Below are 23,530 nucleotides of genomic sequence, written 5' to 3' on the forward strand. Positions count from 1 at the left end.
CGGTATGCCTGATGGACCGCGTCGCCTGCTTCGCGAGCAAGCCCGCTCCCACATTGGATCGCTGTGCACATTGGCACTGGCCATTTCTCTGGCCGGTTGCGCCGGCCTGCCTGACCAACGCCTGGCCAATGAAGCGCTCAAGCGTGGCGACACCGTCACCGCGCAGCAGAATTACCAGCAACTGGCAGACCTGGGTTACAGCGAGGCCCAAGTGGGCCTCGCCGATATCCAGGTAGGCACCCGCGATCCGGCGCAAATCAAACAGGCTGAAGCCACTTACCGTGCGGCGGCGGACACCTCGCCCCGCGCCCAGGCACGCCTCGGCCGCCTGCTGGTGGCGAAGCCCGGCTCCACCGAAGCCGAGCACCATGAAGCCGAAGGCCTGCTGAAAAAAGCTTTTGCCAACGGTGAAGGCAACACGTTGATCCCGCTGGCGATGCTGTACCTGCAATACCCGCACAGCTTTCCGAACGTGAACGCCCAGCAGCAGATCAGCAAGTGGCAAGCAGCGGGTTATCCGGAAGCCGGCCTGGCCCAGGTGCTGCTGTATCGCACCCAGGATACCTACGACCAGCATCTGGATGATGTGGAGCGCATTTGTAAAGCTGCGCTCAACACCACCGACATCTGCTACGTCGAGCTGGCCACGGTTTACCAGAAAAAAGCCGAACCGGAAAAACAGGCCGAGCTGCTCAAGCAAATGGAAGCGGGCTACAGCCGTGGCACCGTCACCGCACAACGCGTCGACAGTGTTGCTCGCGTATTGGGTGATGCTTCGTTGGGCAAGACCGACGAAAAAACTGCCCAGGCCCTGCTGGAAAAAATCGCGCCTGGCTACCCGGCTTCCTGGGTGAGCCTGGCGCAACTGCTCTACGACTTCCCGGAGCTCGGCGACGTCGACCAAATGATGAAGTACCTGGACAACGGCCGCGCCGCCGACCAGCCGCGCGCCGAGCTGTTGCTGGGCAAGCTCTACTACGAAGGCAAGTGGGTACCGGCAGACGCCAAGGCCGCCGAAGCACACTTCCAGAAAGCCGTAGGCCGCGAAGTGGCTGCCGATTACTACCTCGGCCAGATCTACCGCCGTGGCTACCTGGGCAAGGTCTACTCGCAAAAAGCCCTGGACCACTTGCTGACGGCGGCGCGCAACGGCCAGAACAGCGCCGACTTCGCCATCGCCCAGTTGTTTTCCCAAGGCAAGGGCACCAAGCCCGACCCACTGAATGCCTATGTCTTCAGCCAATTGGCTAAAGCCCAGGGCACGCCAGAGGCCAATGACTTGGCCACGCAGCTGGAGGCACCGCTGACGCCTGAGCAACGCGCTCAAGGCCAACGCCTGGTGCAACAGGAACTGGCCGCACGCGGCACCCTGGCCCAGAGCACGCTGCAACTGCACGCCCTGCAAGAAGAAGACGGCGAGGAATCCCTATGAAGCTCAACCCATTCGTCAAGGCCGGCATCGGCCTGACCTTCGCCCTGCTGTGGTCGTGCCCGACCCTGGCCGCCCTGACCGAAGCCAAGAACTTCGGCCTGGAAGTCAAAGCCACCGCGCAGTCCGAAGATGACCGCGACCTCGGCACGCAGAAAGGCGGCGACGTCAACGGCATCGGCCTCGACCTGCGCCCGTGGATCTACGGTGAAAGCGGCAACTGGAGCGCCTACGCCATGGGCCAGGCGGTTGCGTCCAGCGACATCATCGAGACCGACACCCTGCAACAGTCGGCCAATGACGAAAACCAGCAAACCAGCAACAACGATCGCAAGACCAAGAAAAACTACTTGGCCATGCGTGAGTTCTGGGTCGGCTACAGCGGCTTCACGCCCTACCCTGGCGAGATCCTCAAGCTCGGTCGCCAACGCCTGCGCAATGACGACGGACAATGGCGCGATACCAACATCGAAGCACTGAACTGGACCTTTGACACCACCCTGCTCAAGGCCAACGTCGGCGTTGCCGAACGCTTCAGCGAATACCGCACCGACCTCAAGGAACTGTCGCCGAAGGACAAGGACCGTCAGCACCTGTACGCCGACGCTTCCTACCAGTGGACGCCGGGCCAATGGATCGGCCTGCGCGGCCACCACACCCATGACAACGGCAAGCTCGATTACCCGGAACCGGGCCAGCCGACCGACTCGCTGGACAAGCGCGAGAACGGCGACCTGACCTGGCTCGGCATCGAAGCCAACAGCGACGCCTATAACTGGCGCAACACCAACACCGTCAACTATTGGGCGAGCATCACCGGCATGCAGGGCGACCGTGACACGGTCAACGCTTTGAAGGCCGACGGCACCCGCCCCGACCAGGCCAAGCGCAGCGATGACGTGAATGGTTGGGCTACCGACTTGGGTATCCGCCTGCGCCTCGACCCGCAGTGGCAAGTGGGTGCTGCCTACGCCCGCGCCAGCGCCGAGTACGAACAGAACGGCCTGCAAAGCAACCGTTCGAACTGGACCGGCACCCAGTCCCGCGTGCACCGCTTCGGCGAAGCCTTCCGTGGCGAAATGAACAACATGCAGTCCATGAGCCTCTTCGGTTCCTGGCAGTTGCGCGAGGACTACGACGCCAGCTTGGTGTACCACAAGTTCTGGCGTGTCGACGGTAACAAGCCGGTGGGCAGCAACGGCATCGATGCCGTGCAGAACAACACCGACGATGTGACCGGCGCGATCCTGTCCAGCACTTCCCTGCCGCTTGAAGACGGCAAGAAAGACCTGGGCCAGGAGATGGACCTGGTCGTTACCAAGTACTTCAAGACCGGCTTGCTGCCGGCCGCGCTCAGCCAGTCGATCGACGAACCGTCGGCCCTGGTGCGCTTCCGTGCCGGTGTGTTCAAACCGGGTGACGCCTATGGCAGCCAGGTCGATTCGTACATGCATCGCGCCTTTGTCGACGTGATTTGGAAGTTCTGATGGGAGCCTGCGCAATGATTCCTCAACGCTTGCTGGTGACCGCGATGCTGATGGCCAGCGCCACAGCCTTCGCCGATACCGCGCAGCAGGTCAAGGCGCCGACCATCGCCAAAGAACTGCAACAGGCCAAGACCTACACTATTTCCAGCCCGCCGACCGCGCCGCTGGAAATGGCCAAGCCGGCCCTGCCGGATCTTTCGGGCTACACCGCTGCAGCGATGCAAAAGAAGATCGTGCGTGGCAAAGCGGGCAAGATCAGCATCCGTCGCATGATGCAGGAAGACGCCCTCAAGGACTTCATTGGCGGTGACAACAAGATGGCCGAATGGGTGGTGCGCCAGCACGGCATTCCCCAGGCGATCTTTGTCGATGACGGCTACATGAACCTCAAGGACCTGCTGGGCAAGGTGCCCAAGCAGTACCTGAGCGAAACCTCGCCGGGCGTGTTCCTGGCCAAGTTGCCGATCGTGGTCGGGCGCAAAGGCATCCTGGAAATCGACAAGAAGACCCAGGAGTTGCGTTTGTCCCAGGAAGCCGGTTCGTTCCTGATCAACGATGGCCAGCTGTTTGTGAGTGACACCAAAGTCACCGGCTGGAGCGAAAAAGCCAACGGCCCGGCGCTGTTCAAGTCGCCCAAGGAATTTCGCCCGTTCCTGCTGGCTTGGGGCGGCACCGAGACGTACATCGCCAATACCAAGATGGCGAGCTTCGGCTACGCCAACAGTAAGTCGTACGGGGTGAGTATTTCCCAGTACACGCCGAATATGGCCAAGGTACTCAAGCGCCCTGAGCCGACCGGCTGGATCATTGATTCCGAGTTCTCGGACATGTGGTACGGCTTCTACTGCTACGAGACCACGGGCTTTGTGATCAAGGGCAATACCTACAAAGACAACATCGTCTACGGCATTGACCCTCATGACCGTTCCCACGGCCTGATCATCGCGGACAACACCGTCTACGGCACCAAGAAGAAGCACGGCATCATCATTTCCCGGGAAGTGAACGACAGCTTCATCTTCAACAACCGCAGCTACGACAACAAGCTCTCCGGCCTGGTGCTCGACCGTAACAGCGTCAACAACTACGTGGCTGACAACGAGTTCTACCGCAACCACACCGACGGCATCACGCTCTATGAGAGCGGTGACAACCTGCTGTGGGGCAATAAAGTGATTGCCAACCGTCGCCACGGTATCCGCGTGCGTAACAGCGTGAACATCAAGCTGTACGAAAACACCTCGATGGCCAACGGCCTGACGGGGCTTTACGGCCACATCAAGGATTTGACCGACACCGACCGTGACATCGCCCTCGACCCGTTCGACGCCAAAGTTTCGCTGATCGTGGTCGGCGGAGAGCTGGCGGGTAACGGCAGCGGACCGCTGTCCATCGATTCGCCGTTGAGTGTCGAGTTGTACCGCGTGTCGATGCTGGCGCCGACCAAATCCAGCGGCATCAGCTTCTCCGGCATTCTTGGCGAGCGCCAGGAAGAAATTCTCGACCTGCTGGTACGCCAGCAGAAAGCCGTGCTGATCGACCCTGTCGAACGCCAGACCGAAATGCAGGACTGAGGATGACCCTTATGCACCCACACATGATCAAACTGCTCAGCCTCTCGGGTCTGACCCTCGGCCTGCTTGCGGCCAGCCAGGGCGTGCGCGCCGACGAAATCAAGGCGCCGACCTTCACCGCCGAACCGTGCTGCAGCCTGTGCCCGGCGGCGCATGATGCGAGCAACTACACCACGCGCTACCAGCAGAACTTCACCACCTTGGTACAAGCCCAGGGCGACTGGCTGTTCCGTACCCAGGAAGACCTGCGTACCGAGTTCGACACCACGCCTTCCGGCTACAAGCGCATGCAACAGCTGCACGATGCGTTCAAGGCCAAGGGCGTTGAATTGGTTGTGGTTTACCAGCCCACCCGTGGCCTGGTGAACCGCAATAAACTCAACCCGGAAGAGAAAGCCAAGTTCGATTTCGACAAGGCACTGGGCAACTACAAGACCATGCTCGGCCGTTTCGCCAAGATGGGCTACGTGGTGCCGGACCTGTCGCCGTTGACCAACGAACAGCTTCCGGATGAACTGCCGGCCCACGATTTCTACTTCCGTGGCGACCAGCACTGGACGCCCTACGGCGCCCAGCGCACGGCGAAAATCGTCGGTGCCAAAGTGCGTGCAATGCCTGAGTTTGCCGACATTCCCAAGCGCGAATTCGAAACCAAGCGTTCCGGGCGCATGGGCAAGACCGGCACCCTGCACAACATGGCCGGCCAGCTGTGCGGCACGAGCTACGCGATCCAGTACATGGACCAGTTCACCACCGAGCCCAAAGGCGAAGCCGGTGATGGCGACCTGTTCGGCGACTCGGGCAACCCGCAGATCACCCTCGTGGGCACCAGCCACAGTGGCAAGAACTACAACTTCGCCGGTTTCCTCGAGCAGGAAATCGGTGCCGATATCCTCAACGTCGCCTTCCCTGGCGGCGGTCTGGAAGGTTCGATGATCCAGTACCTGGGCAGCGACGAATTCCAGAAGTCGCCGCCAAAGATTCTGATCTGGGAGTTCTCGCCGCTGTATCGCCTCGACCAGGAGACCATCTATCGCCAGATGATGTCCCTGCTCGACAACGGCTGCGAAGGCAAGACCGCACAGATGACGGCCAGCACGACATTGAAACCCGGCAAGAACGAATTGCTGGTTAACAGTTCGAACAAAGACCTGCGCAACGCCAACCACCAGGTTGATATCCGCTTCGCCGATCCATCGGTGAAAACCTTGCAAGCCACCCTCTGGTACATGAACGGGCGCCACGAGGACATCAAGATCGAGAAACCCGAAACATCCGATACAGACGGGCGTTTCGCCTTTGAACTGCGCACCGATGAAGACTGGGCCTCGCAGAACTTGCTGGCCGTGGAAGTGCAGGGTCCCGAAGCGGGCGCTGCCGCGCAAAAGGTTGAAGCGAAAATTTGCACACGCAACGTATTCCCAAGCAGCGGTCAAAAAACCGCATCACTCGGGCAATGAGGTTACCTATGCAGAAGTTATTGATCCCTACGTTACTCGGCCTGGCGATGTTCGCCGGCTCCGTTAACGCCGCCGCGCCACTGCGTCCGCCCCAGGGTTATTTCGCACCGATTGAAGCCTTCAAGACCGGCGACTTCAAGAATGACTGCGACGCCATGCCGGCGCCGTACACCGGCTCGCTGCAATTTCGCAGCAAGTACGAAGGTTCGGACAAGGCGCGTTCCACGCTGAATGTGCAATCCGAAAAAGCCTTCCGCGACAGCACCGCTGATATCACCAAGCTGGAAAAAGACACCAGCAAGCGCGTGATGCAGTTCATGCGCGACGGTCGTCCGGAGCAGCTGGAATGCACCCTCAACTGGCTCACGAGCTGGGCCAAGGCGGATGCGTTGATGTCCAAGGACTTCAACCACACCGGCAAGTCCATGCGCAAATGGGCGCTGGGCAGCATGGCGTCGGCCTATGTACGCCTGAAGTTCTCCGATTCGCACCCGTTGGCCAACCACCAGCAGGAATCGCAAATCATCGAAGCCTGGTTCAACAAACTGGCCGATCAGGTAGTAAGCGACTGGGACAACCTGCCGCTGGAGAAAACCAACAACCACTCCTACTGGGCCGCCTGGTCGGTGATGGCAACGTCCGTCGCCACCAACCGCCGCGACCTGTTTGATTGGGCGGTGAAGGAATACAAGGTCGGCGTGAACCAGGTCGATGACCAGGGCTTCTTGCCGAACGAATTGAAGCGCCAGCAACGCGCCTTGTCGTACCACAACTACGCCCTGCCGCCGCTGTCGATGATCGCCAGTTTTGCCCTGGTCAACGGTGTTGATCTGCGCCAGGAAAACAACAGCGCGCTCAAGCGCCTGGGCGACAAAGTGCTGGCCGGGGTGAAAGACCCGGAAATCTTCGAACAGAAGAATGGCAAAGAGCAAGACATGAAGGACCTCAAGGAAGACATGAAATATGCCTGGCTTGAGCCGTTCTGCACCCTCTACACCTGCGCGCCGGATGTGATCGAGCGCAAACACGGGATGCAGCCATTCAAGACGTTCCGCCTCGGGGGTGACCTGACCAAGGTGTACGACCCGACGCATGAAAAGGGCAACAAAGGTAGCTGACGAAACGCACTTCAAATGTGGGAGCCCGCTCCCACAGTTTGAACCGGTTTCGTCAGTAGGAATGTAGTACCGCCCCCTCGCGAAATCGTGGGGGGGTTTGGGGGGGCTCTGGCCCTTGACTGTTGGTTAAACATGGAGAGATCGGGATGGTTTTCTCGTCCAATGTGTTCCTGTTTCTGTTCTTGCCGATCTTTCTCGGCTTGTACTATTTGAGCGGGCAACGCTATCGCAACCTGCTGCTGCTGCTGGCCAGCTACGTGTTCTACGCCTGGTGGCGAGTGGACTTCCTGGCGCTGTTCGCCGCGGTGACGCTGTGGAACTACTGGATCGGCCTCAAGGTCGGTGCGGCAGGCGTGCGCACCAAGCCGGCCCAGCGCTGGCTGCTGCTGGGCGTGGTGGTCGACCTGTGCATCCTCGGCTACTTCAAGTACGCCAACTTCGGCGTCGACAGCATCAATGTGATGATGAAGTCGGCGGGCCTGGAGCCGTTTATCCTGACCCACGTGTTGTTGCCGATCGGTATCTCGTTCTACATCTTCGAGTCCATCAGCTACATCATCGACGTGTACCGTGGCGACACCCCCGCCACGCGCAACCTCATCGACTTTGCAGCGTTCGTGGCGATCTTCCCGCACTTGATTGCCGGACCTGTGTTGCGTTTTCGCGACCTGGCCGACCAGTTCAACAACCGCACCCACACCCTCGACAAGTTCTCCGAGGGCTGCACGCGGTTCATGCAGGGGTTCATCAAGAAGGTCTTCATCGCCGACACCCTGGCGGTGGTGGCCGACCATTGCTTCGCCCTGCAAAACCCGACAACGGGCGATGCCTGGCTCGGCGCGCTGGCCTACACCGCACAGCTGTACTTCGACTTCTCCGGCTACAGCGACATGGCGATTGGCTTGGGCTTGATGATGGGTTTCCGCTTCATGGAAAACTTCAAGCAGCCGTACATCAGCCAGTCGATCACCGAGTTCTGGCGTCGCTGGCACATCAGCCTCTCCACCTGGCTGCGTGACTACCTGTACATCACCCTGGGCGGCAACCGTAAAGGCACGCTGACCACCTACCGCAACCTGTTCCTGACCATGTTGCTCGGTGGCCTGTGGCACGGTGCGAACATCACCTACATCGTGTGGGGTGCCTGGCACGGCATGTGGCTAGCGATTGAAAAAGCCATCGGCCTCAACACCTCGCCGCGCAGCTTCAACCCCGTACGGTGGGCCTTTACCTTCCTGCTGGTGGTGATGGGCTGGGTGATCTTCCGCGCCGAAAACCTGCACGTCGCCGGCCGTATGTACGGTGCGATGTTCAGCTTTGGCGAGTGGTCGCTGTCGGAACTCAACCGCGCCAACCTCACCGGCCTGCAAGTAGCAACCCTGGTGGTGGCCTATGCAACCCTGGCGTTTTTTGGCCTGCGCGACTTCTACACCAATCGCCCTGCCGAGAAAACCGAGAAGACCAAGCCAGCCGACCCGAGCCTGATCAAGGCCGTACCGGGCGACAACCCTGGCAGCATCCACGAGCCCGGCTTCACCGTGGGCCAAGATGCCGCCGTGCAACCGGCCTACTGGACCGCTGACTGGCCACGCTACGCCATGCGCGCTGCGGTGCTGCTGCTGTTCGTGGCGTCGATTCTTAAATTGTCGGCGCAGAGTTTCTCGCCGTTCCTTTACTTCCAATTCTGAGGGAGCCGACCATGACCCGTTCATTACGCGTCCTCTATATCGGCCTGTTCCTGGTGGTGCTGCTGGCCCTGGGTGCCTGGTCACTGCGCAGTTTCTTCGGTTTCAGCACCAATGCCGACGCAACCGTGCTCAACGGCCGTTGGACCAAGGCTGTCGAGACGCACTACGACGAAGAGTTCCCGATCAAACGCCTGGGCACCAACCTGTGGGCAGCGCTGGATTATAAGCTGTTCAATGAAGGTCGCCCTGGCGTGGTACTGGGTCGCGATCACTGGTTGTACAGCGACGAGGAGTTCAACCCCGCCGTCAACGAAGACCAGAACCTTGAAGGCAACTACGCGCTGGTCGAAGGCGTACGCCAGAAGCTTAAGGCGCAGGGCATTCAGCTGGTGATGGCGATCGTGCCGGCCAAGGTGCGCCTGTACCCGGAACACCTGGGTGAAGTGAAACCGGCCAGCATCCACGCCAACCTGTACCAGGACTTCCACGCCCGTGTCGCCGCCGACAAGATCATCGCCCCCGACCTGCTTGGCCCACTGCAACAGGCCAAGCTCGCTGGCAAGCAAGTGTTCCTGCGCACCGACACGCACTGGACGCCGGACGGTGCTGAAATTGCCGCCAAGCAGTTGGCTAAGACGATTACCGAAAAGACCCCGCTGAGCGGCGAGCCACAGCGCTTTGTCACCGAAGCAGAGAAAACCGAGCCGCACAAAGGCGACCTGCGCCTGTTCCTGCCTCTGGACCCGCTGTTCGAAAACCTGATGCCACCTAAAGAGCCGCTGGAAAAACGCGTCACGCACCTGGCCGAAACCAAAGGTGACGACGCGCTGTTCAGCGACAGCGAAACCCCGGTGGCACTGGTGGGCACCAGCTACAGCGCCAACCCCAACTGGAACTTCGTCGGCGCCCTCAAGCAAGCCCTGGGCAGCGACGTAGTCAGCTACGCCGAAGACGGCCACGGCCCGATCCTGCCAATGCTCAGCTACCTCAAAAGCGATGACTTCAAGAACAGCCCGCCACAGGTGCTGATCTGGGAGTTTCCTGAACGTTATCTGCCCGTGAACAACGAAATCGGCGATGCCGACCCCAAGTGGGTTGCGCAACTTAAACAAGCCGGTACGCGCCAACAGAACATGGCACTGAACACCCCAGCTAAAAACCCAAAATCCGAGACGCCCGACCGGGCGCAAAACTGAAAGAGAGGTAACTCACATGACTTTCACTACTACTCCGCGTCGTCTCGCCAAAACCTTGGCCCTCGCCGCTGGCATGAGCATCGCTTCGATGTCGGCCTTCGCCGGTGATGCTGCCTTGTACGGCCCCGTCGCACCGAAAGGTTCGAGCTTCGTGCGCGTCTACAACGCCTCAAATCAAGAAGTCAGCGCCACCGTTGGCAGCACCAACCTGAGCGAAGTCGCGCCACTGGCGAGCAGCGATTTCAGCTTCATGCCGGGCGGTGACTACAGCGCGAAGGTAGGCAGCCAGACCGTGCCGGTCAAACTCGCCGCAGACCACTACTACACCCTGGTCAACAACGGCAGCGGCCAGCCACAGCTGATCGAAGAACCACCGTTCAAGAATAAGCAGAAGTCCCTGGTGCGCGTGCAGAACCTCAGCGACAAGGCCCTGACCCTGAAAACCGCTGACGGCAAGACCGACGTGGTCAAGTCCGTGGCTGCCAAAGGCCGTGGCGAGCGCGAAATCAACCCGGTGAAAGTGAGCCTGGCCTTGTATGACGGCGACAAGAAAGTCAGCGACCTGAAGCCAGTGGCGCTGGAGCGCGGTGAAGCCGCCGTGCTGTACGTCACGGGTTCCGGTTCGAGCCTGTCGCCAGTCTGGGTGAAACGCCCCGTGTCGACCCGCTAATTATTTCCCTGTGGAAGCCGGGCTTACCCGCGATGCACACGACTCGGTTTGTCAGATGCACCGAGGTGATGCCTTCGCGAGCAAGCCCGCTCCCACAGGGACCGAGACAAAAACAAGAGTGAAACGACAAACCTTCGTAGCTCTGACCCAAATTGATTCAAGGAGAAACACATGATCCCAGTAATCCTTTCCGGTGGTAGCGGCTCACGTCTTTGGCCGCTTTCCCGTAAACAGTTTCCTAAACAATTCCTGGCCCTGACCGGCGAACACACGCTGTTCCAGCAAACCCTGGAACGCCTGGTGTTCGAAGGCATGGACGCCCCGATCGTGGTCTGCAACAAGGACCATCGCTTTATCGTCAACGAACAACTGGCGACCCGTAAGCTGGAATGCCAGCGCATCCTGATGGAACCGTTCGGCCGCAACACGGCGCCGGCCGTGGCCCTCACCGCGATGATGCTGGTCAACGAAGGCCGCGACGAGCTGATGCTGGTGCTGCCGGCCGACCACGTGATCGACGACCAGAAAGCCCTGCAACGTGCACTGGCCCTGGCTACCGTAGCCGCCGAGCGTGGTGAGATGGTGTTGTTCGGCGTGCCGGCGACCCGTCCGGAAACCGGTTATGGCTACATCAAGTCCACGGCTGATTCGCTGCTGCCCGAAGGCGTGAGCCGCGTGCAACAGTTCGTGGAAAAGCCCGATGAAAAACGTGCCGTCGAGTTCGTCAAAAGCGGCGGTTACTTCTGGAACAGCGGCATGTTCCTGTTCCGCGCCAGCCGCTTCCTCGAAGAGCTGAAAAAGCACGATCCGGACATCTACGACACCTGCGTGCTGACCCTGGAACGCAGCGAGCAAGATGCCGACACCGTGTCCTTCGACGAAGCCACCTTCGCCTGCTGCCCGGACAACTCCATCGACTACGCTGTGATGGAAAAAACCCAGCGCGCCTGCGTGGTTCCGCTGAGCGCCGGCTGGAGCGACGTGGGTTGCTGGGCGTCGCTGTGGGCTGTCAACGACAAAGACGTCCACGGTAACGTCAGCAAAGGCGACGTGGTGATCCAGGACAGCCGCAACTGCATGATCCACGGCAACGGCAAACTGGTGTCGGTGATCGGACTGGACAACATCGTGGTCGTTGAAACCAAGGACGCGATGATGATTGCCCACAAGGACAAGGTCCAGGGCGTCAAGCAGATGGTCAACACCCTGAACGACCAGGGCCGCACTGAAACCCAGAACCACTGTGAAGTCTATCGCCCGTGGGGCTCCTACGACTCGGTGGACATGGGCGGCCGCTTCCAAGTCAAACACATTTCGGTCAAGCCGGGCGCGTGCCTGTCGCTGCAAATGCACCACCACCGCGCCGAACACTGGATCGTGGTCAGCGGCACGGCCGAAGTGACCTGTGACGAGAACGTGTTCCTGCTCACCGAAAACCAGTCCACCTACATCCCGATCGCTTCGGTGCACCGCCTGCGTAACCCAGGCAAGATCCCGTTGGAGATCATCGAAGTACAATCGGGCAGCTACTTGGGCGAAGACGATATCGAGCGATTTGAAGATATCTACGGCCGCTCGACGCCAGTTGAACGTGGCGTGTCGGTGAAAACTATCGCGCAGTAAAACAGTCGTACAAGAAGCCCCCGTCCAGCCGACTGCGTCCCCTATCCGCAGCCGGTTGGGCGGGGGCTTTTTAGTTCACAGGCCGTTCAAGCCTATGCGCGACCGCCCCAGTTACTCGGGGAATAGGCATTGTAATTGCCCGTATTGTTAGTGCTGGTGCCCGCAATGTCATATTTTTTCTTGCCATATTCCTCCATAGTCCTGCCGCCCCAGACCATAGCCCCCCCGAAAACTTTCGCACCTGCGCCACCATTGGTCGCAACTCTCGCGCCAACCCCCTGCATCGCCGCACCTGCCACCGTTATGGCGACCCCGGCGACCTTACCCTTATTCGAATCATCTTTAACGTGAAGCGCCGTTGAAAACTGCGAATTGACGCGATTGCTGATGCCTTGCATGAGTGTCTGGCGCAGATTCGTAAGCCCCAGGTTTTGCATACGCGGTAACCCGTTCGAGCTGACCTCTTGCTTGGGCACTTGATTGGGTGTTCCCAACACCGCAGGCGCTGGCGTGGATGCCAGCGAGACAAAGGCGTCGGTACAGGGGCGAGGGTATTTGATACGGTCATAGAACATCTCACTTCGTAAGTCTACGGTTGAGTTCCTTCATGGCTTAGCGCGCAACTCCGTGCTCAAACTCTGTGGGAAAAAGCTCGAAACCGGTTCCCGTATCAAAGGAAATGCCCACACACCCAGGTCGTGCTTTGCGGCTGCTGAACAGACGCAATCCTGGGTTTTGATTGCCGTTACCTACGACTGGCGCGATCGAATGTGTCGGCACCATACTCTTGGGCAACCTTGCCTCCCACGATCATCGCGGCGCCGAGGACTTTGGACAACGTCCCACCGCTGGTGACCAGTGTTTGCCCAGCCTCCTGGGTTGCCATGCCGCCCATGGCAATACCAAATCCCTTGGCGTGCCTGGCGTTCATACCGCTGTTGCGCAGATCTGCTGAAGGCGCTTGCAGCAAGGTTTGCCCCAAGTTTGTAAGCTTCTGATTCTGCATACGACCAGACGGGCGTGAACCCGGCTCTTCGTTCGTTTGCCTGGACGCTCCAGCCGTATTCGGCGCTGGTGCTCGCTGAGCCGTGATGAGAGAGGTCACCGCCGACGCCAGGGCGGAGGTGACGGCCGGCGCAAGAAGGGCTGCTGCAATCATAGTTTTTCTCACTTAATCAGACTGCGGTTGATAACCCTCCTGGGTAGTTGGCATTTCCCTATGCTGGCTCTGTGGAGAAAATGAGTTATCAGGTTCCCTGTAAACGAAAACCGCTACCCGCGATAGGCACCGAGGCCACCCCGCAGGTAGGATGTTTTATCTGCTTATGAGGTTGTCATCATGTTCTTCGGCGTCCTATTGATCATCACCTGGTTGATCCTGTTGCTGCGCTATCCGGCCAAGGCCTTGCCGGTGTCGCTGGCCGCCGCCGTTGGCCTGGGTCTGGTCGCCGTTTGGGTGGTATGGCTGGACAACCGCGAAGCCTCTCAATTAGCCCGACTGGAACTGCGCATCACCTATGCCGCCGCAGAATGCCCGGCCGACCGGCCGCTCAAACTGACCCTGAACAACGGCAACGACGTGCCCCTCACCGAGCTGCGGTGGCGCGTCGCCGCCTATGCGCCGGGCGACACGGTCAACCTCGCCGACAATGTCTACGCCGCCCCGCGCTATCGCGGACCGGGTGAGTTGCAGGCCGGCGCCACCTGGGACGATTGCCTGCCCACACCGCCTCTACGCGCCGGCTACCGCCCGCAAACCCTCGAATTTCGTGCCGAGCACCTGCAAGGCAGTTTCTCGGACTGACAAAGGACTGACCCATGCCCAACGTACTCATCACCGGATGTTCAAGCGGCATCGGCCGTGCCCTGGCGGATGCCTTCAAAACCGCCGGCTACACGGTGTGGGCCAGCGCCCGCCGCCCGGAAGACGTCGCCGCCCTTTCCGCCGCCGGGTTTAATGCCGTCGAACTGGACGTCAACGACAGCGCCGCCTTGCAGCGCCTGGCCGAACAATTGGGCGAATTGGATGTGCTGGTCAACAACGCCGGTTATGGCGCCATGGGTCCGTTACTCGACGGCGGCACCGAAGCCATGCAGCGCCAATTCGAGACCAACGTGTTCTCTATCGTGGGTGTGACCCAAGCGTTGTTTCCGGCCCTGCGGCGCAGTAAAGGCCTGGTGGTGAATATCGGCAGTGTTTCCGGTGTGCTGGTCACGCCGTTTGCCGGCGCCTACTGCGCGTCAAAAGCCGCCGTACATGCCTTGAGCGATGCACTGCGCATGGAACTGGCGCCGTTTGGCGTGCGCGTGATGGAAGTGCAACCCGGCGCCATCAACACCCACTTCGCGAAAAACGCCGGGGCCCAGGCCGAGTTGTTGATCAATGAGCAATCCCCTTGGTGGCCGTTGCGCGACGGCATCCGTGCGCGCAGCCAGGCCTCCCAGGACAAACCCACACCGGCCAGCGTGTTTGCGGCGGATGTGCTGAAGGCTGTGCAACAAGATCTACCGCCACGCCTGCTGCGTTCGGGCAATGGCAGCCGGGCATTGCCGTTGATGGCGGCGTTACTGCCCAAGGGGTTGCTGGAGAAGGTACTCAAGAAGCGCTTCGGGCTCGCCGGCTCGCTTTAGCTCTTCATGAAATCAATAAACGCCCGCACCTTCAGCGGCAAATGCCGAGTGTCCGGATACAGTGCGTAGACCCCTTGCGGGGCGAAGCGATGGTCCGGCAACAGGCGCACCAACCTGCCGGCGTCCAGATCGTCTTTGACCAGCCATTGGGGCAACACCGCCACGCCATGCCCGCGCACGGCGAAGGCTTGCAGGACTGCGGCGCTGTCAACCACGAGGGTGGTGTGCCCCGTGCGGTATTGATGCTCGACGCCCACCGAGTCGGTCACCGTCAATTCGGTCAGCCGCCCATGGCCCAACCTGGGCATCTGCTCCAATTCATCCAGGGTGCTAACCCCTGCTAACGCTGGCGCCGCCACGGCAAACACCTCGAACGTCGACAACTGCACCGCGCGCAGGTTGGAATCCAGCAAACGTCCCAGGCGGATCGCCACGTCAAAACGCTCGGAGATCAAATCTGCATGGGTCGAGGAGGTGGATAAGTGAATATTCAAGTCCGGATGCAAGCGGCGGAAAGCTTCGATAGCCGGAACGACCACGGCCAACGCGTATTCCACGGTGGTGGTAATGCGCAACGAACCTTTGAGCTGGGCATGCTCCGAGCGCGCCTCTTCCACCGCCAGCCGCGCCTCTTCGAGCATGCGCGTACAGCGCAGGTAGAAGCGTTCGCCGGCATCGGTCAGCGCCAATTGGCGGGTGTTGCGGGTCAACAGGGTCACGCCCAACTCGGCTTCCAGGCGTTTGAGGTTGAAGCTGACCACGGCGCGGGTCTGCCCCAGCAAATCAGCCGCAGCCGTCAGCGAGCCGGCCTCGACCACGGCCTTGAAGGTGTCGAATCGGTCCAGGCTGACCATCGGCAGCGCGCTCCTTTGTCAAAATATTTTTGACAAACTAACAGGCAAACCGACGTATACCAAACACTGCATCCCTCCTACCCTGCCCGCTTCATTCGCAGGATTGCGCCCATGACCTACCGCTCGAAAGTCGCCTGGATCTTTTTGCTAGGCTTCGCCCTGGACTTGGTGAATATGTTTGTCGCCACGGTCGCCTACCCGGATATCGCCCGCGACCTGCAGGCCTCGGTCACGCAACTGGCGTGGATCAGCAACGCCTACATGCTCGGCCTGACGGTGATCATTCCGCTCAGCGTCTGGCTGGCCGCGATGATGGGAGAAAGAGCCTTGATCGCCGCCAGCCTGCTGTTGTTCGCCGGAGCCTCGGTGATGGTGGGCCAGGCGAGTTCGATTGAAACGCTGATCGGCTGGCGCGGCCTGCAAGGGCTGGGCGGTGGCCTGCTGATTCCCGTTGGGCAGGCCATGGCTTACCGGCACTTCCCTGCCGCTGAGCGCAGCCAACTGACGGCGCGGGTGATGTCAGTGGCGTTGTTGGTGCCCGCGTTGTCCCCAGCGTTGGGCGGTTTGATTGTCGACAGCCTGTCATGGCGCTGGATCTTCTACGCCAACCTGCCGCTGGCGCTGATCACACTGCTGCTGGCCCTGCTGTGGATAAAACCCGACGCGCCCACAACTGTAAGGCCGGGCCTGGACGTGAGCAGTATTTTCAAACAGATCGGCAGCCCGATGTTGCGGGTCGCCATGCTGATCTATCTGTGCATTCCCGGCGTCTTTATCGGCACCAGCCTGATCGCCATCCTCTACCTGCGCGGCCTCGGCTATGACGCCACGCACACCGGTGCGCTGATGCTGCCCTGGGCGCTGGCCTCGGCAGTCGCAATTTACCTCAGCAAAAAGCTCTTCAACCGTTGCGGGCCGAAGCCGTTGTTGCTGGCGGGCATGGCGCTGCAATGCATCGGCATTCTGTTGCTGAACGAGCCTGCGCTGATTATCCCGGCCTATCTGTTGATGGGTTTGGGCGGCAGCCTGTGCAGCAGCACCGCGCAAACCCTGGCTTTTCTCGATATCCCCGCCGAACGCATGTGCCACGCCAGCGCCTTGTGGAACATCAATCGGCAAGTGAGCTTCTGCCTGGGCGCCGCGCTGCTGAGTGGATTGTTGTCGGCCTTGGATTCTTTCGCCATTACCTTCACGATGGCAGCAGCCCTGACCCTGCTGCCTCTTTTTGCAGTGCTGCGCCTGGACACGTCCCGAGTGCGCGCATTGCTCCACCCTGCCAGCGAGCCTCACCGATGATTGATTACAGCGACTTTTTTGAAGAAGTGATCCAGACCCACGTCGAGATCGAGCAATGGTTTGCCGGGGTTGCGCCAGAGGGCACCTTGCAGAACTTGCTCGCGCGCTTCTCTCCGGAATTCAGCATGGTTGCCCCGGCGACCGGCACACGGGTCAATACCGCCGGGGTCAACGCCCTGTTCACGCGTTTGGGCGGCATGCGTCCGGGGTTGAAGATCACGTTGAGCGAGATGACCGGGATTGACCGGCATGCGCGTGGCGCCACGGTGACTTATCGTGAACATCAGGTGGATGACAGCGGCACGCAGACGGACCGCCGCGCCACGGTGGTGTTCGAGAAGCAGGCCAGTGGCGCGCTGTTGTGGCGTCACCTGCATGAGACCTTTATCAAAGCCTGACAGGGTCGATAAATGTGGGAGCGGGCTTGCTCGCGAAGGCGTTGGGTCAGTCGATGGATTAGGTGACTGTCACACCGTATTCGCGAGCAAGCCCGCTCCCACATTTTAGTTGCGTGTTTGATCAACAATCACCGTGCAAGTAATCCCCGCCGCCAACAACACCCCCTCCGGCACTTCATCGATATGAATGCGCACTGGGACCCGCTGCGCCAAACGCACCCAGTTGAAGGTGGGGTTCACATCGGCAATCAGCTCGCGGCTTTCGGGGTTGTCGCGGTCATAGATGCCGCGTGAAATGCTCTCCACGTGCCCCTTCAGCGTCTCGCCGCTCATCAGTTGCATGTCGGCCTTATCACCGACTTTAACGTGAGGCAGCTTGGTTTCTTCGAAGAACCCGTAAACCCAGAACGAGTTCATATCGACAACGGCCATCTTGGCTTCGCCGATGCGCGCGTAGTCGCCGCGATGCACATTCAGGTTGGTGACATAACCATCGACCGCCGCGACGACTTGAGTGCGTTTCAGGTTGAGTTCGGCCGCTTCCAATTGCGCCAGAGCGTGCTGGTAATCTGCCAAGGCCGAATCGGCGATGTTGCTGGCGTCTTCGCGGTTTTCCTTGGAGATCACCAGCGCATCGAGGTCGGCGCGGCGGTGGGCGTTGACCTTGCGCATTTCCCAAGTGGCCTTGCGCGAAGCCACCAACGATTGCGCCTGCTTGACTGCGATGCGGTAGTGCTCGGGGTCGATCTGCATCAGCAAGTCGCCCTTTTTCACCAACTGGTTGTCACGCACCGGCACGTCGACCACTTCACCCGTAACGTCAGCCGCCACGTTGATGATGTCCGCACGCACGCGGCCGTCGCGGGTCCACGGGGTCTCCATGTAATGCACCCACAGCGTGCGGCCAATCCAGATCGCCAAGGCCAGTACCAGCAAGGTCGCGAGCAGGCTGAAAAACTTTTTCATCGGGGCATTCTCAACGGTAGACGGTCAGCGCCAGGGCGCCAAACAGGCAAACGAACAGGCTCAGGCGCAGCAACGCCGGGTGCCAGAAAAAACGGTACAGGTCGAACCCGGCCAGGAAGCGATCCAGCGCCCAGGCCAGCACGGCCGCGATGAGGAACATCAGGGTGATGGTCGGCATGTACACGCCGTGGAAGGCGATTTCACGGGGCATTCGGGGATCCTTTGAGGGCAGCGAGCGGCGATTGCGGGTCCAGCAATGAGGTGCGGATAAAATGCAGGTAGCTTTTCACCCGCCGCAGCGCCGAGGTATCGAAGTGCGGGGCGAAGGGTTCGTCGGTGGCCTGCACGCGGCTGATCGCGTGGTCCACAGCGATCAGGCCACGCTCCAGGTTGCTCGCGCTGGGTTGCAGGAACAAGCGCACCAGCGAGCGGCCCATCACGCGGATCGCCTGGCGCCAGGGCTGGGATTCGGCGTACGCCGGGTGCACCGGCAAAATCGCCTGTTCCTTGCGCAACTCGATGATCGCGTGGCCGACTTCCAGCACCACGAACATCCAGCGCAGCAGGTCGCGCTGCACGTGTGGCTGGCCGACGGCGAGGCCGTAGGCCTGGTGCAGCAGGTCGCGGGTGCGGCTTTCGAAACTCGAGGCCAGGCCCTTGAGCTTGCCGCTGATCGCGTACACCACTTGCTCACGCAGGTCCTGCTCCAGGCGGCGCCACAGCCAGCGGCTGTTGGGCGGCAGGATGATCGCCCCCGCCGCCGCGCACACCAGCATGCCGATGACCATGGCGATGTAGTCGTTGATAAAGGTGTAGGGGTTGTAGACCGTGAGGTTGTCCGGCACCGAGCCGGTGCTGAAGAAGATCAGCAGGCCCACGCCCACACCCGCGTATTGCGGGCGTGAAGCGAGGAAGGCCCCAAAGATGATCACCGGGGCGAGCATCACGCAGAGCAGCGGGAAGCCGTCGATCAAGGGAAATACGAAGAACATTTCGACAAAACCCACCAGCGCGCCGATCAAGGTGCCGCACGCCATCTGGAATGCCATGCGCTTGGGGTTCGGTGTGGCGGCGGACAAGCCGACGGTGGCGGCGGCGATCAGGGTCATGGTGGCGCCGCTGGGCCAGGCGGTGGCGACCCAATGGCTGCCGAGCACGATCAAGATGAATGACGCACGAATCCCTGAGGCGGCGCAGGCCAGCCAGTTGGTTTTCGGTATGAAGGTTTCGTCCCACTGCTCGCGCGCATGGCTGTGATCCGCGAGGGAGGCGTGGGTTTGCGCGTAGTTGTGCAGGTCATCGACAAAGCGGTAAAGCAGCTCGTAGGCGGTATGGAAATCCAGCTGTTCGGCTTCGCTGGGGCTCTGTTCCTGGAAGGTCGCGCGCAGGCTGCGGACCTTGGCCGGCAGGCCGTCCTTGTAGGCGCTCAGATGAGCCACCAGGCGCGCTGCGTCAGGGCTGGTGAGCGCGCGACCGGAGAAGCCATCGAGCACTTCGGCAAGGTCCTGCAGGCCGGGTTTGATGGCGGCGACCACATGATCGGCGTCATCGGTTCGCAGGCGTTCAAGCAACTGGTGCAAGGCGTTGAACCGCGTGGTGATGCTCATGAATTCGCTGTTGAGGCGGCTCAGCCGACCGTTGCGCCGGCGCATGTGCGGGTCTTCAAACACGGTGAGGCTGCGCAGCCCTTCCAGGCCGATCGCTTCGGCGATAAACCGGACGTTGCTGGCCTCGAAACCGTCCCGTTCACTGCGCCCGCGCAGGCCGTCGGTGACAAACAGCGCGAACACGCCAAAACGTTGGTACAAGGCGTTGCGCATGGCGGCGCTGCTGGTTTGCGGCAGGATCGCCGCGCTGACCAGCGTGGAACACAATATCCCCAGGGAGATTTCCAGCACGCGCCACACCGCCGCCATAAAGGCGCCGTCCGGGTGGGCCAGGGCCGGCAAGCCGACCATCGCCGCCGTGTAGCCGGCCAGTACAAACCCGTAGGCGCGAAAGTTACGGTTGCGCGTCGCACCGGCGGTGCAGACGCCGACCCAGATCGCCAACGCGCCGAGGAACAGTTCGGTATTCTGCGCAAACAGGGCAATCAACAACACCATCACCGCCGACCCCGTCAGGGTGCCAAGGAAGCGGTAGAAACTCTTGGCAAACACCTGGCCGCTCTGCGGTTGCATCACGATAAACACGGTGATCATTGCCGTGCGCGGTTGCGGCAGCTCCAGGCGCATGGCCAACCACAGCGTGAGGAACGCGGCGATCAGCACCTTGAAGATATACACCCAGGTCACGCCGTCGCTGCGTGCCCAGTCGAAAAAACCACGGCGCCACTCAAGGGAATGCAGCCAGCGCAGCGGTGCAGGCAAGGGGGTCATCACATCCTACTCAGTGATCAAACACGGCGAGCGCCGCCGGGGTCTTGCTCGGGAGGATCTTGGTATCTGGCGGTACGTCGTCGCCGGCTTTGATGCCGCCGCCAAGAGCGGTCACCAGTTCGGCGTGGGTGGTCAGGCGTGCGGCCTGTACGTGTTGCTCGATCTGCTGCTGGCGGAACAGCAAGGTCTGGGCGTTGAGCACATTGAGGTAGTCGGTGAGGCCGCGCTGGTAGGCGATCATCGCGATGTCGTAGGTCTTTTGCGCCGAGGCCACCGATTGCGCGGCGAAAGAGGATTGCTTATCCATCGATTCACGGCGGATCAATTGATCGCTGATGCCTTTGAGCGCATTCACTAGGGTTTGGTTATAGCGCGCCACCGCGATGTCATATCCGGCACTGGCCTCACCCAGTTGCGCACGCAAGCGACCGCCGTCGAAGATCGGCAAGGTGATCGCCGGGCCAACGTTGTAGTTGAATTTCTTGCCCGCCAGGAACGCCAGCATGCCGCCGCCGGTGGCCACGTAGCCGAGGCTGCCGACCAGGTCCACGTTGGGATAAAAGCCGGCGTGGGCCACATCGATGCCACGCGCCTGGGCGGCAACTTGCCAGCGGCTGGCGACCACATCCGGGCGTTGACCGAGCAATTGCGCGGGCAGGCTTGAGGGTAATGTCAGCGGTGCGGCCAGAGACAGTGTCGGGCGTTGCAATCGCGCGCCCTCCCCCGGGCCTTTGCCCGCCAACGCCGCCAGCTGGTTACGGCTCAGGGCAATTTCTTCGTCCAGGGCGTCAAGTTGGCGGTGGGTTTCCGGCAGCGGGGTTTCAGCCTGGCTGACGTCGAAGTGCGTGCCGATCCCGGCGTTCAGGCGTTTGTTGGCCAGGTCGAGAATCTGCTGCTGTTGCGCCAGGGTGGCCGCGACGATATCGCGATTGGCGTAATGCAAGGACAGCTGGATATAAACGCGCACCACGTTGTTCTGCAATTCGAGCTGGGCCTGGCGCGCTTCGGCGGCGCTCATATGCGCCAGGTCGACGGCACGCTCGGAGGCATTGCTTTCGCGGCCCCAGAGATCGAGGGCATAGCTCAGGCCGAGGGACGAATTGTTGTCCCAGGTGTTGGCGCCACTCAATTCACCGGGACCGTAGAACTGATCCTTCGGCCAGTTGTGGCGCTTGAGGGTGGTGTCACTGTTGACCTGCAACGACTCGGCTGACTCGGCAATGCCGGCCATCGCCCGTGCTTCACGTACGCGTGCGGCGGCCATGGCCATGCTCGGGTTGTTTTGAGTGGCGAGGTCGACCCAGCGGTTGAGTTGAGGGTCGCCGTAGGCCCGCCACCATTGCGCGGTGGGCCAATGAGCGTCCTTGGCGGCACTCTGGATCGCTTCGTCGGTGGCCAGGTTGTTGGCGTTGAGGGACTGGCCTTGGGGGGCGATTCCTCCGGTTCCGATGCAGCCGCTGATTGCTAACGATAAAGCCCAAACACTGAGAGCCTTCAACTCTCTGTTGATGCGACGCGGCACTGCTGCGAATTCCTGAGGTGGGGGTGCGGGGAGAGGTGGCGCAATTCTAGGCGGCGGCATGGAGGACGATAAGCTGGCATTCCTGTGAATCTTTGTTACCGTTCAAGCGATAATCCGTTGGTAGGGATCACTGGACGGCGTAACTTTCTGTCACAATTTGGCATCTCCCCTGAGAACTCTCCATGGACACTTTGCAAAACATGCGCGCCTTCAGTTGCGTGGCCGAAGCCGGCAGCTTCACCGCCGCCGCCGTGCACCTGGATACCACCACGGCCAACGTGTCGCGCGCGGTCTCCAACCTTGAGGCCCATCTGCAAACCCGCTTGCTCAACCGCACCACCCGCCGCATTGCGCTGACCGAAGCCGGAAAGCGTTATTTGCTGCGCTGCGAGCAGATCCTGGCCTACGTCGAAGAAGCCGAGGCCGAAGCCAGCGACGCCCACGCGCGCCCTTCCGGGCAGCTGAAAGTGCACACCATGACTGGCATCGGCCAGCATTTCGTGATTGACGCCATCGCCCGCTACCGCCGTACCCACCCGGACGTGACCTTCGACCTGACCCTGGCCAACCGCGTGCCGGACTTGCTCGACGAGGGCTATGACGTGTCGATCGTGCTCGCCAGCGAGCTGCCGGACTCGGGTTTCGTGTCGCAGCGCCTGGGCATCACCTACAGCATCGCCTGCGCCTCGCCGGATTACGTCAAGGCCAAGGGCTGCGCGCATCGCCCCCATGACCTGCTCAACCATGCCTGCCTGCGCCTGGTCAGCCCGGTGATCCAGCTGGACAAGTGGACCTTCAACGGCCCCGAAGGCCAGGAAAGCGTGGCGATCAACACCTCGCCGTTCCTGGTGAACTCGGCCGATGCGATGAAAACCGCGATCACCAGCGGCATGGGCATCGGCTTACTGCCGGTGTATGCGGCCATCGAGGGCTTGCGCAACGGCACCCTGGTGCGGGTGATGCCCAATTACCGCTCCCAGGAGTTGAACCTGTACGCCATCTACCCGTCGCGCCAATACCTCGATGCGAAGATCAAAACCTGGGTGGAATACCTGCGCGGCTCGCTGCCGGAAATTCTGGCAGCGCACCAGGCGGAGTTGGTGACGTATGAGTTGAGTGGCAGCCTGAGCGGCGCGCGAATGGCGAACTGATTGTAGTGAGCGGGCTTGCCCCGCGCTGGGTGGCGAAGCCGCCCCAACCCAAGCACCAAATTTCTCCAGTTAGAACGAGGTGTTAGGTT

21 protein-coding genes are annotated in these 23,530 nt (G+C 60.9%); 14 read left to right on the forward strand and 7 right to left on the reverse strand.

Translation table 11 applies throughout. The annotated features are described in order from the left end of the window. Nucleotides 1-4 precede the first annotated feature (4 nt). From algK to BFP95_RS19420, 9 genes are all read left to right on the forward strand, one after another. On the forward strand, nucleotides 5-1,432 hold the full coding sequence (gene algK / locus BFP95_RS19380) for an alginate biosynthesis TPR repeat lipoprotein AlgK (protein WP_371905285.1): 1,428 nt from the start codon (nucleotides 5-7) through the stop codon (nucleotides 1,430-1,432). After that, complete coding sequence (locus tag BFP95_RS19385) at nucleotides 1,429-2,916, forward strand: alginate export family protein (protein WP_065875015.1); 1,488 nt, start codon at nucleotides 1,429-1,431, stop codon at nucleotides 2,914-2,916. Before algK ends, BFP95_RS19385 begins: the two co-directional genes overlap by 4 nt. Then, nucleotides 2,916-4,490, forward strand: a complete 1,575-nt coding sequence (algG, locus tag BFP95_RS19390) for a mannuronan 5-epimerase AlgG (RefSeq protein ID WP_065875016.1) — start codon at nucleotides 2,916-2,918, stop codon at nucleotides 4,488-4,490. The genes BFP95_RS19385 and algG overlap by 1 nt, the downstream gene beginning before the upstream one ends. A gap of 11 nt (nucleotides 4,491-4,501) precedes the next feature. Beyond that, nucleotides 4,502-5,950: an alginate O-acetyltransferase gene (locus BFP95_RS19395; RefSeq protein ID WP_065910614.1), complete on the forward strand. Its 1,449-nt coding sequence runs from the start codon at nucleotides 4,502-4,504 to the stop codon at nucleotides 5,948-5,950. 8 nt (nucleotides 5,951-5,958) lie between these two features. Then, nucleotides 5,959-7,068, forward strand: a complete 1,110-nt coding sequence (locus BFP95_RS19400) for a mannuronate-specific alginate lyase (protein WP_083207046.1) — start codon at nucleotides 5,959-5,961, stop codon at nucleotides 7,066-7,068. 146 nt (nucleotides 7,069-7,214) lie between these two features. Continuing rightward, nucleotides 7,215-8,756, forward strand: a complete 1,542-nt coding sequence (locus BFP95_RS19405; RefSeq protein ID WP_065875018.1) for an MBOAT family O-acyltransferase — start codon at nucleotides 7,215-7,217, stop codon at nucleotides 8,754-8,756. A gap of 11 nt (nucleotides 8,757-8,767) precedes the next feature. After that, nucleotides 8,768-9,952, forward strand: coding sequence for an alginate O-acetyltransferase (locus tag BFP95_RS19410; RefSeq protein WP_065875019.1), 1,185 nt, complete (start codon nucleotides 8,768-8,770; stop codon nucleotides 9,950-9,952). Between the two features lie 16 nt (nucleotides 9,953-9,968). Continuing rightward, nucleotides 9,969-10,622: an alginate O-acetyltransferase AlgF gene (locus BFP95_RS19415; RefSeq protein WP_049709899.1), complete on the forward strand. Its 654-nt coding sequence runs from the start codon at nucleotides 9,969-9,971 to the stop codon at nucleotides 10,620-10,622. A 171-nt stretch (nucleotides 10,623-10,793) separates the two neighbouring features. Next, nucleotides 10,794-12,245, forward strand: a complete 1,452-nt coding sequence (locus tag BFP95_RS19420) for a mannose-1-phosphate guanylyltransferase/mannose-6-phosphate isomerase (RefSeq protein WP_065875020.1) — start codon at nucleotides 10,794-10,796, stop codon at nucleotides 12,243-12,245. Nucleotides 12,246-12,337: 92 nt separating this feature from the next. Here the strand turns inward: BFP95_RS19420 and BFP95_RS19425 are convergent, their stop codons facing one another. Both BFP95_RS19425 and BFP95_RS19430 read right to left on the reverse strand, forming a co-directional pair. Further along, entirely contained in the window at nucleotides 12,338-12,820 is a 483-nt protein-coding gene (locus BFP95_RS19425) for a hypothetical protein (protein ID WP_065879585.1), read from the reverse strand. 170 nt (nucleotides 12,821-12,990) lie between these two features. Then, nucleotides 12,991-13,404, reverse strand: coding sequence for a hypothetical protein (locus BFP95_RS19430; RefSeq protein ID WP_065875022.1), 414 nt, complete (start codon nucleotides 13,402-13,404; stop codon nucleotides 12,991-12,993). Between the two features lie 180 nt (nucleotides 13,405-13,584). Here BFP95_RS19430 and BFP95_RS19435 point away from each other — a divergent pair, with 180 nt between their 5' ends. Both BFP95_RS19435 and BFP95_RS19440 read left to right on the forward strand, forming a co-directional pair. After that, nucleotides 13,585-14,049 carry a multidrug transporter gene (locus BFP95_RS19435; protein ID WP_065879586.1) on the forward strand — a complete coding sequence of 155 codons (465 nt, stop codon included), beginning with the start codon at nucleotides 13,585-13,587 and terminating at the stop codon, nucleotides 14,047-14,049. Nucleotides 14,050-14,063: 14 nt separating this feature from the next. After that, entirely contained in the window at nucleotides 14,064-14,876 is an 813-nt protein-coding gene (locus BFP95_RS19440) for an SDR family oxidoreductase (RefSeq protein ID WP_065910575.1), read from the forward strand. On the opposite strand, the gene BFP95_RS19445 is transcribed toward BFP95_RS19440, so the two are convergent. Next, a complete protein-coding gene (locus tag BFP95_RS19445; protein WP_065910576.1) occupies nucleotides 14,873-15,730 on the reverse strand; it encodes a LysR family transcriptional regulator in 858 nt (285 codons plus the stop codon). The two genes, BFP95_RS19440 and BFP95_RS19445, sit on opposite strands and share 4 nt — an antisense overlap. Before the next feature lie 111 nt (nucleotides 15,731-15,841). Between BFP95_RS19445 and BFP95_RS19450 the strand changes: the two genes are divergently transcribed. Together BFP95_RS19450 and BFP95_RS19455 are read left to right on the forward strand one after the other, a co-directional pair. Continuing rightward, the gene (locus tag BFP95_RS19450) at nucleotides 15,842-17,026 is read left to right on the forward strand and encodes an MFS transporter (RefSeq protein ID WP_065910577.1); all 1,185 of its coding nucleotides are present in this window, start codon (nucleotides 15,842-15,844) and stop codon (nucleotides 17,024-17,026) included. Beyond that, on the forward strand, nucleotides 17,023-17,424 hold the full coding sequence (locus BFP95_RS19455; protein ID WP_017526200.1) for a hypothetical protein: 402 nt from the start codon (nucleotides 17,023-17,025) through the stop codon (nucleotides 17,422-17,424). Before BFP95_RS19450 ends, BFP95_RS19455 begins: the two co-directional genes overlap by 4 nt. Nucleotides 17,425-17,529: 105 nt before the next feature. Here BFP95_RS19455 and BFP95_RS19460 read toward each other — a convergent pair whose 3' ends face one another. From BFP95_RS19460 to BFP95_RS19475, 4 genes are read right to left on the reverse strand one after another with little or no spacing between them, the layout of a single operon-like run. Next, the gene (locus tag BFP95_RS19460; protein WP_065875026.1) at nucleotides 17,530-18,390 is read right to left on the reverse strand and encodes an efflux RND transporter periplasmic adaptor subunit; all 861 of its coding nucleotides are present in this window, start codon (nucleotides 18,388-18,390) and stop codon (nucleotides 17,530-17,532) included. 10 nt (nucleotides 18,391-18,400) lie between these two features. Next, nucleotides 18,401-18,601 (reverse strand): DUF1656 domain-containing protein, encoded by a 201-nt coding sequence (locus BFP95_RS19465; protein WP_065875027.1) that lies wholly within the window; start codon nucleotides 18,599-18,601, stop codon nucleotides 18,401-18,403. Beyond that, nucleotides 18,591-20,768, reverse strand: coding sequence for an FUSC family protein (locus tag BFP95_RS19470; protein WP_065910578.1), 2,178 nt, complete (start codon nucleotides 20,766-20,768; stop codon nucleotides 18,591-18,593). Before BFP95_RS19470 ends, BFP95_RS19465 begins: the two co-directional genes overlap by 11 nt. 10 nt (nucleotides 20,769-20,778) lie before the next feature. After that, nucleotides 20,779-22,290, reverse strand: coding sequence for an efflux transporter outer membrane subunit (locus BFP95_RS19475; RefSeq protein WP_065875029.1), 1,512 nt, complete (start codon nucleotides 22,288-22,290; stop codon nucleotides 20,779-20,781). 182 nt (nucleotides 22,291-22,472) lie between these two features. On the opposite strand from BFP95_RS19475, the gene BFP95_RS19480 reads away from it, so the two are divergent. Then, a complete protein-coding gene (locus BFP95_RS19480; RefSeq protein WP_065879589.1) occupies nucleotides 22,473-23,441 on the forward strand; it encodes a LysR family transcriptional regulator in 969 nt (322 codons plus the stop codon). The last annotated feature ends 89 nt before the right edge of the window (nucleotides 23,442-23,530 follow it).

Origin of the sequence: Pseudomonas sp. 58 R 12, from assembly GCF_900005865.1 — a bacterium.
Classification (GTDB): Bacteria; Pseudomonadota; Gammaproteobacteria; order Pseudomonadales; family Pseudomonadaceae; genus Aquipseudomonas; species Aquipseudomonas tritici.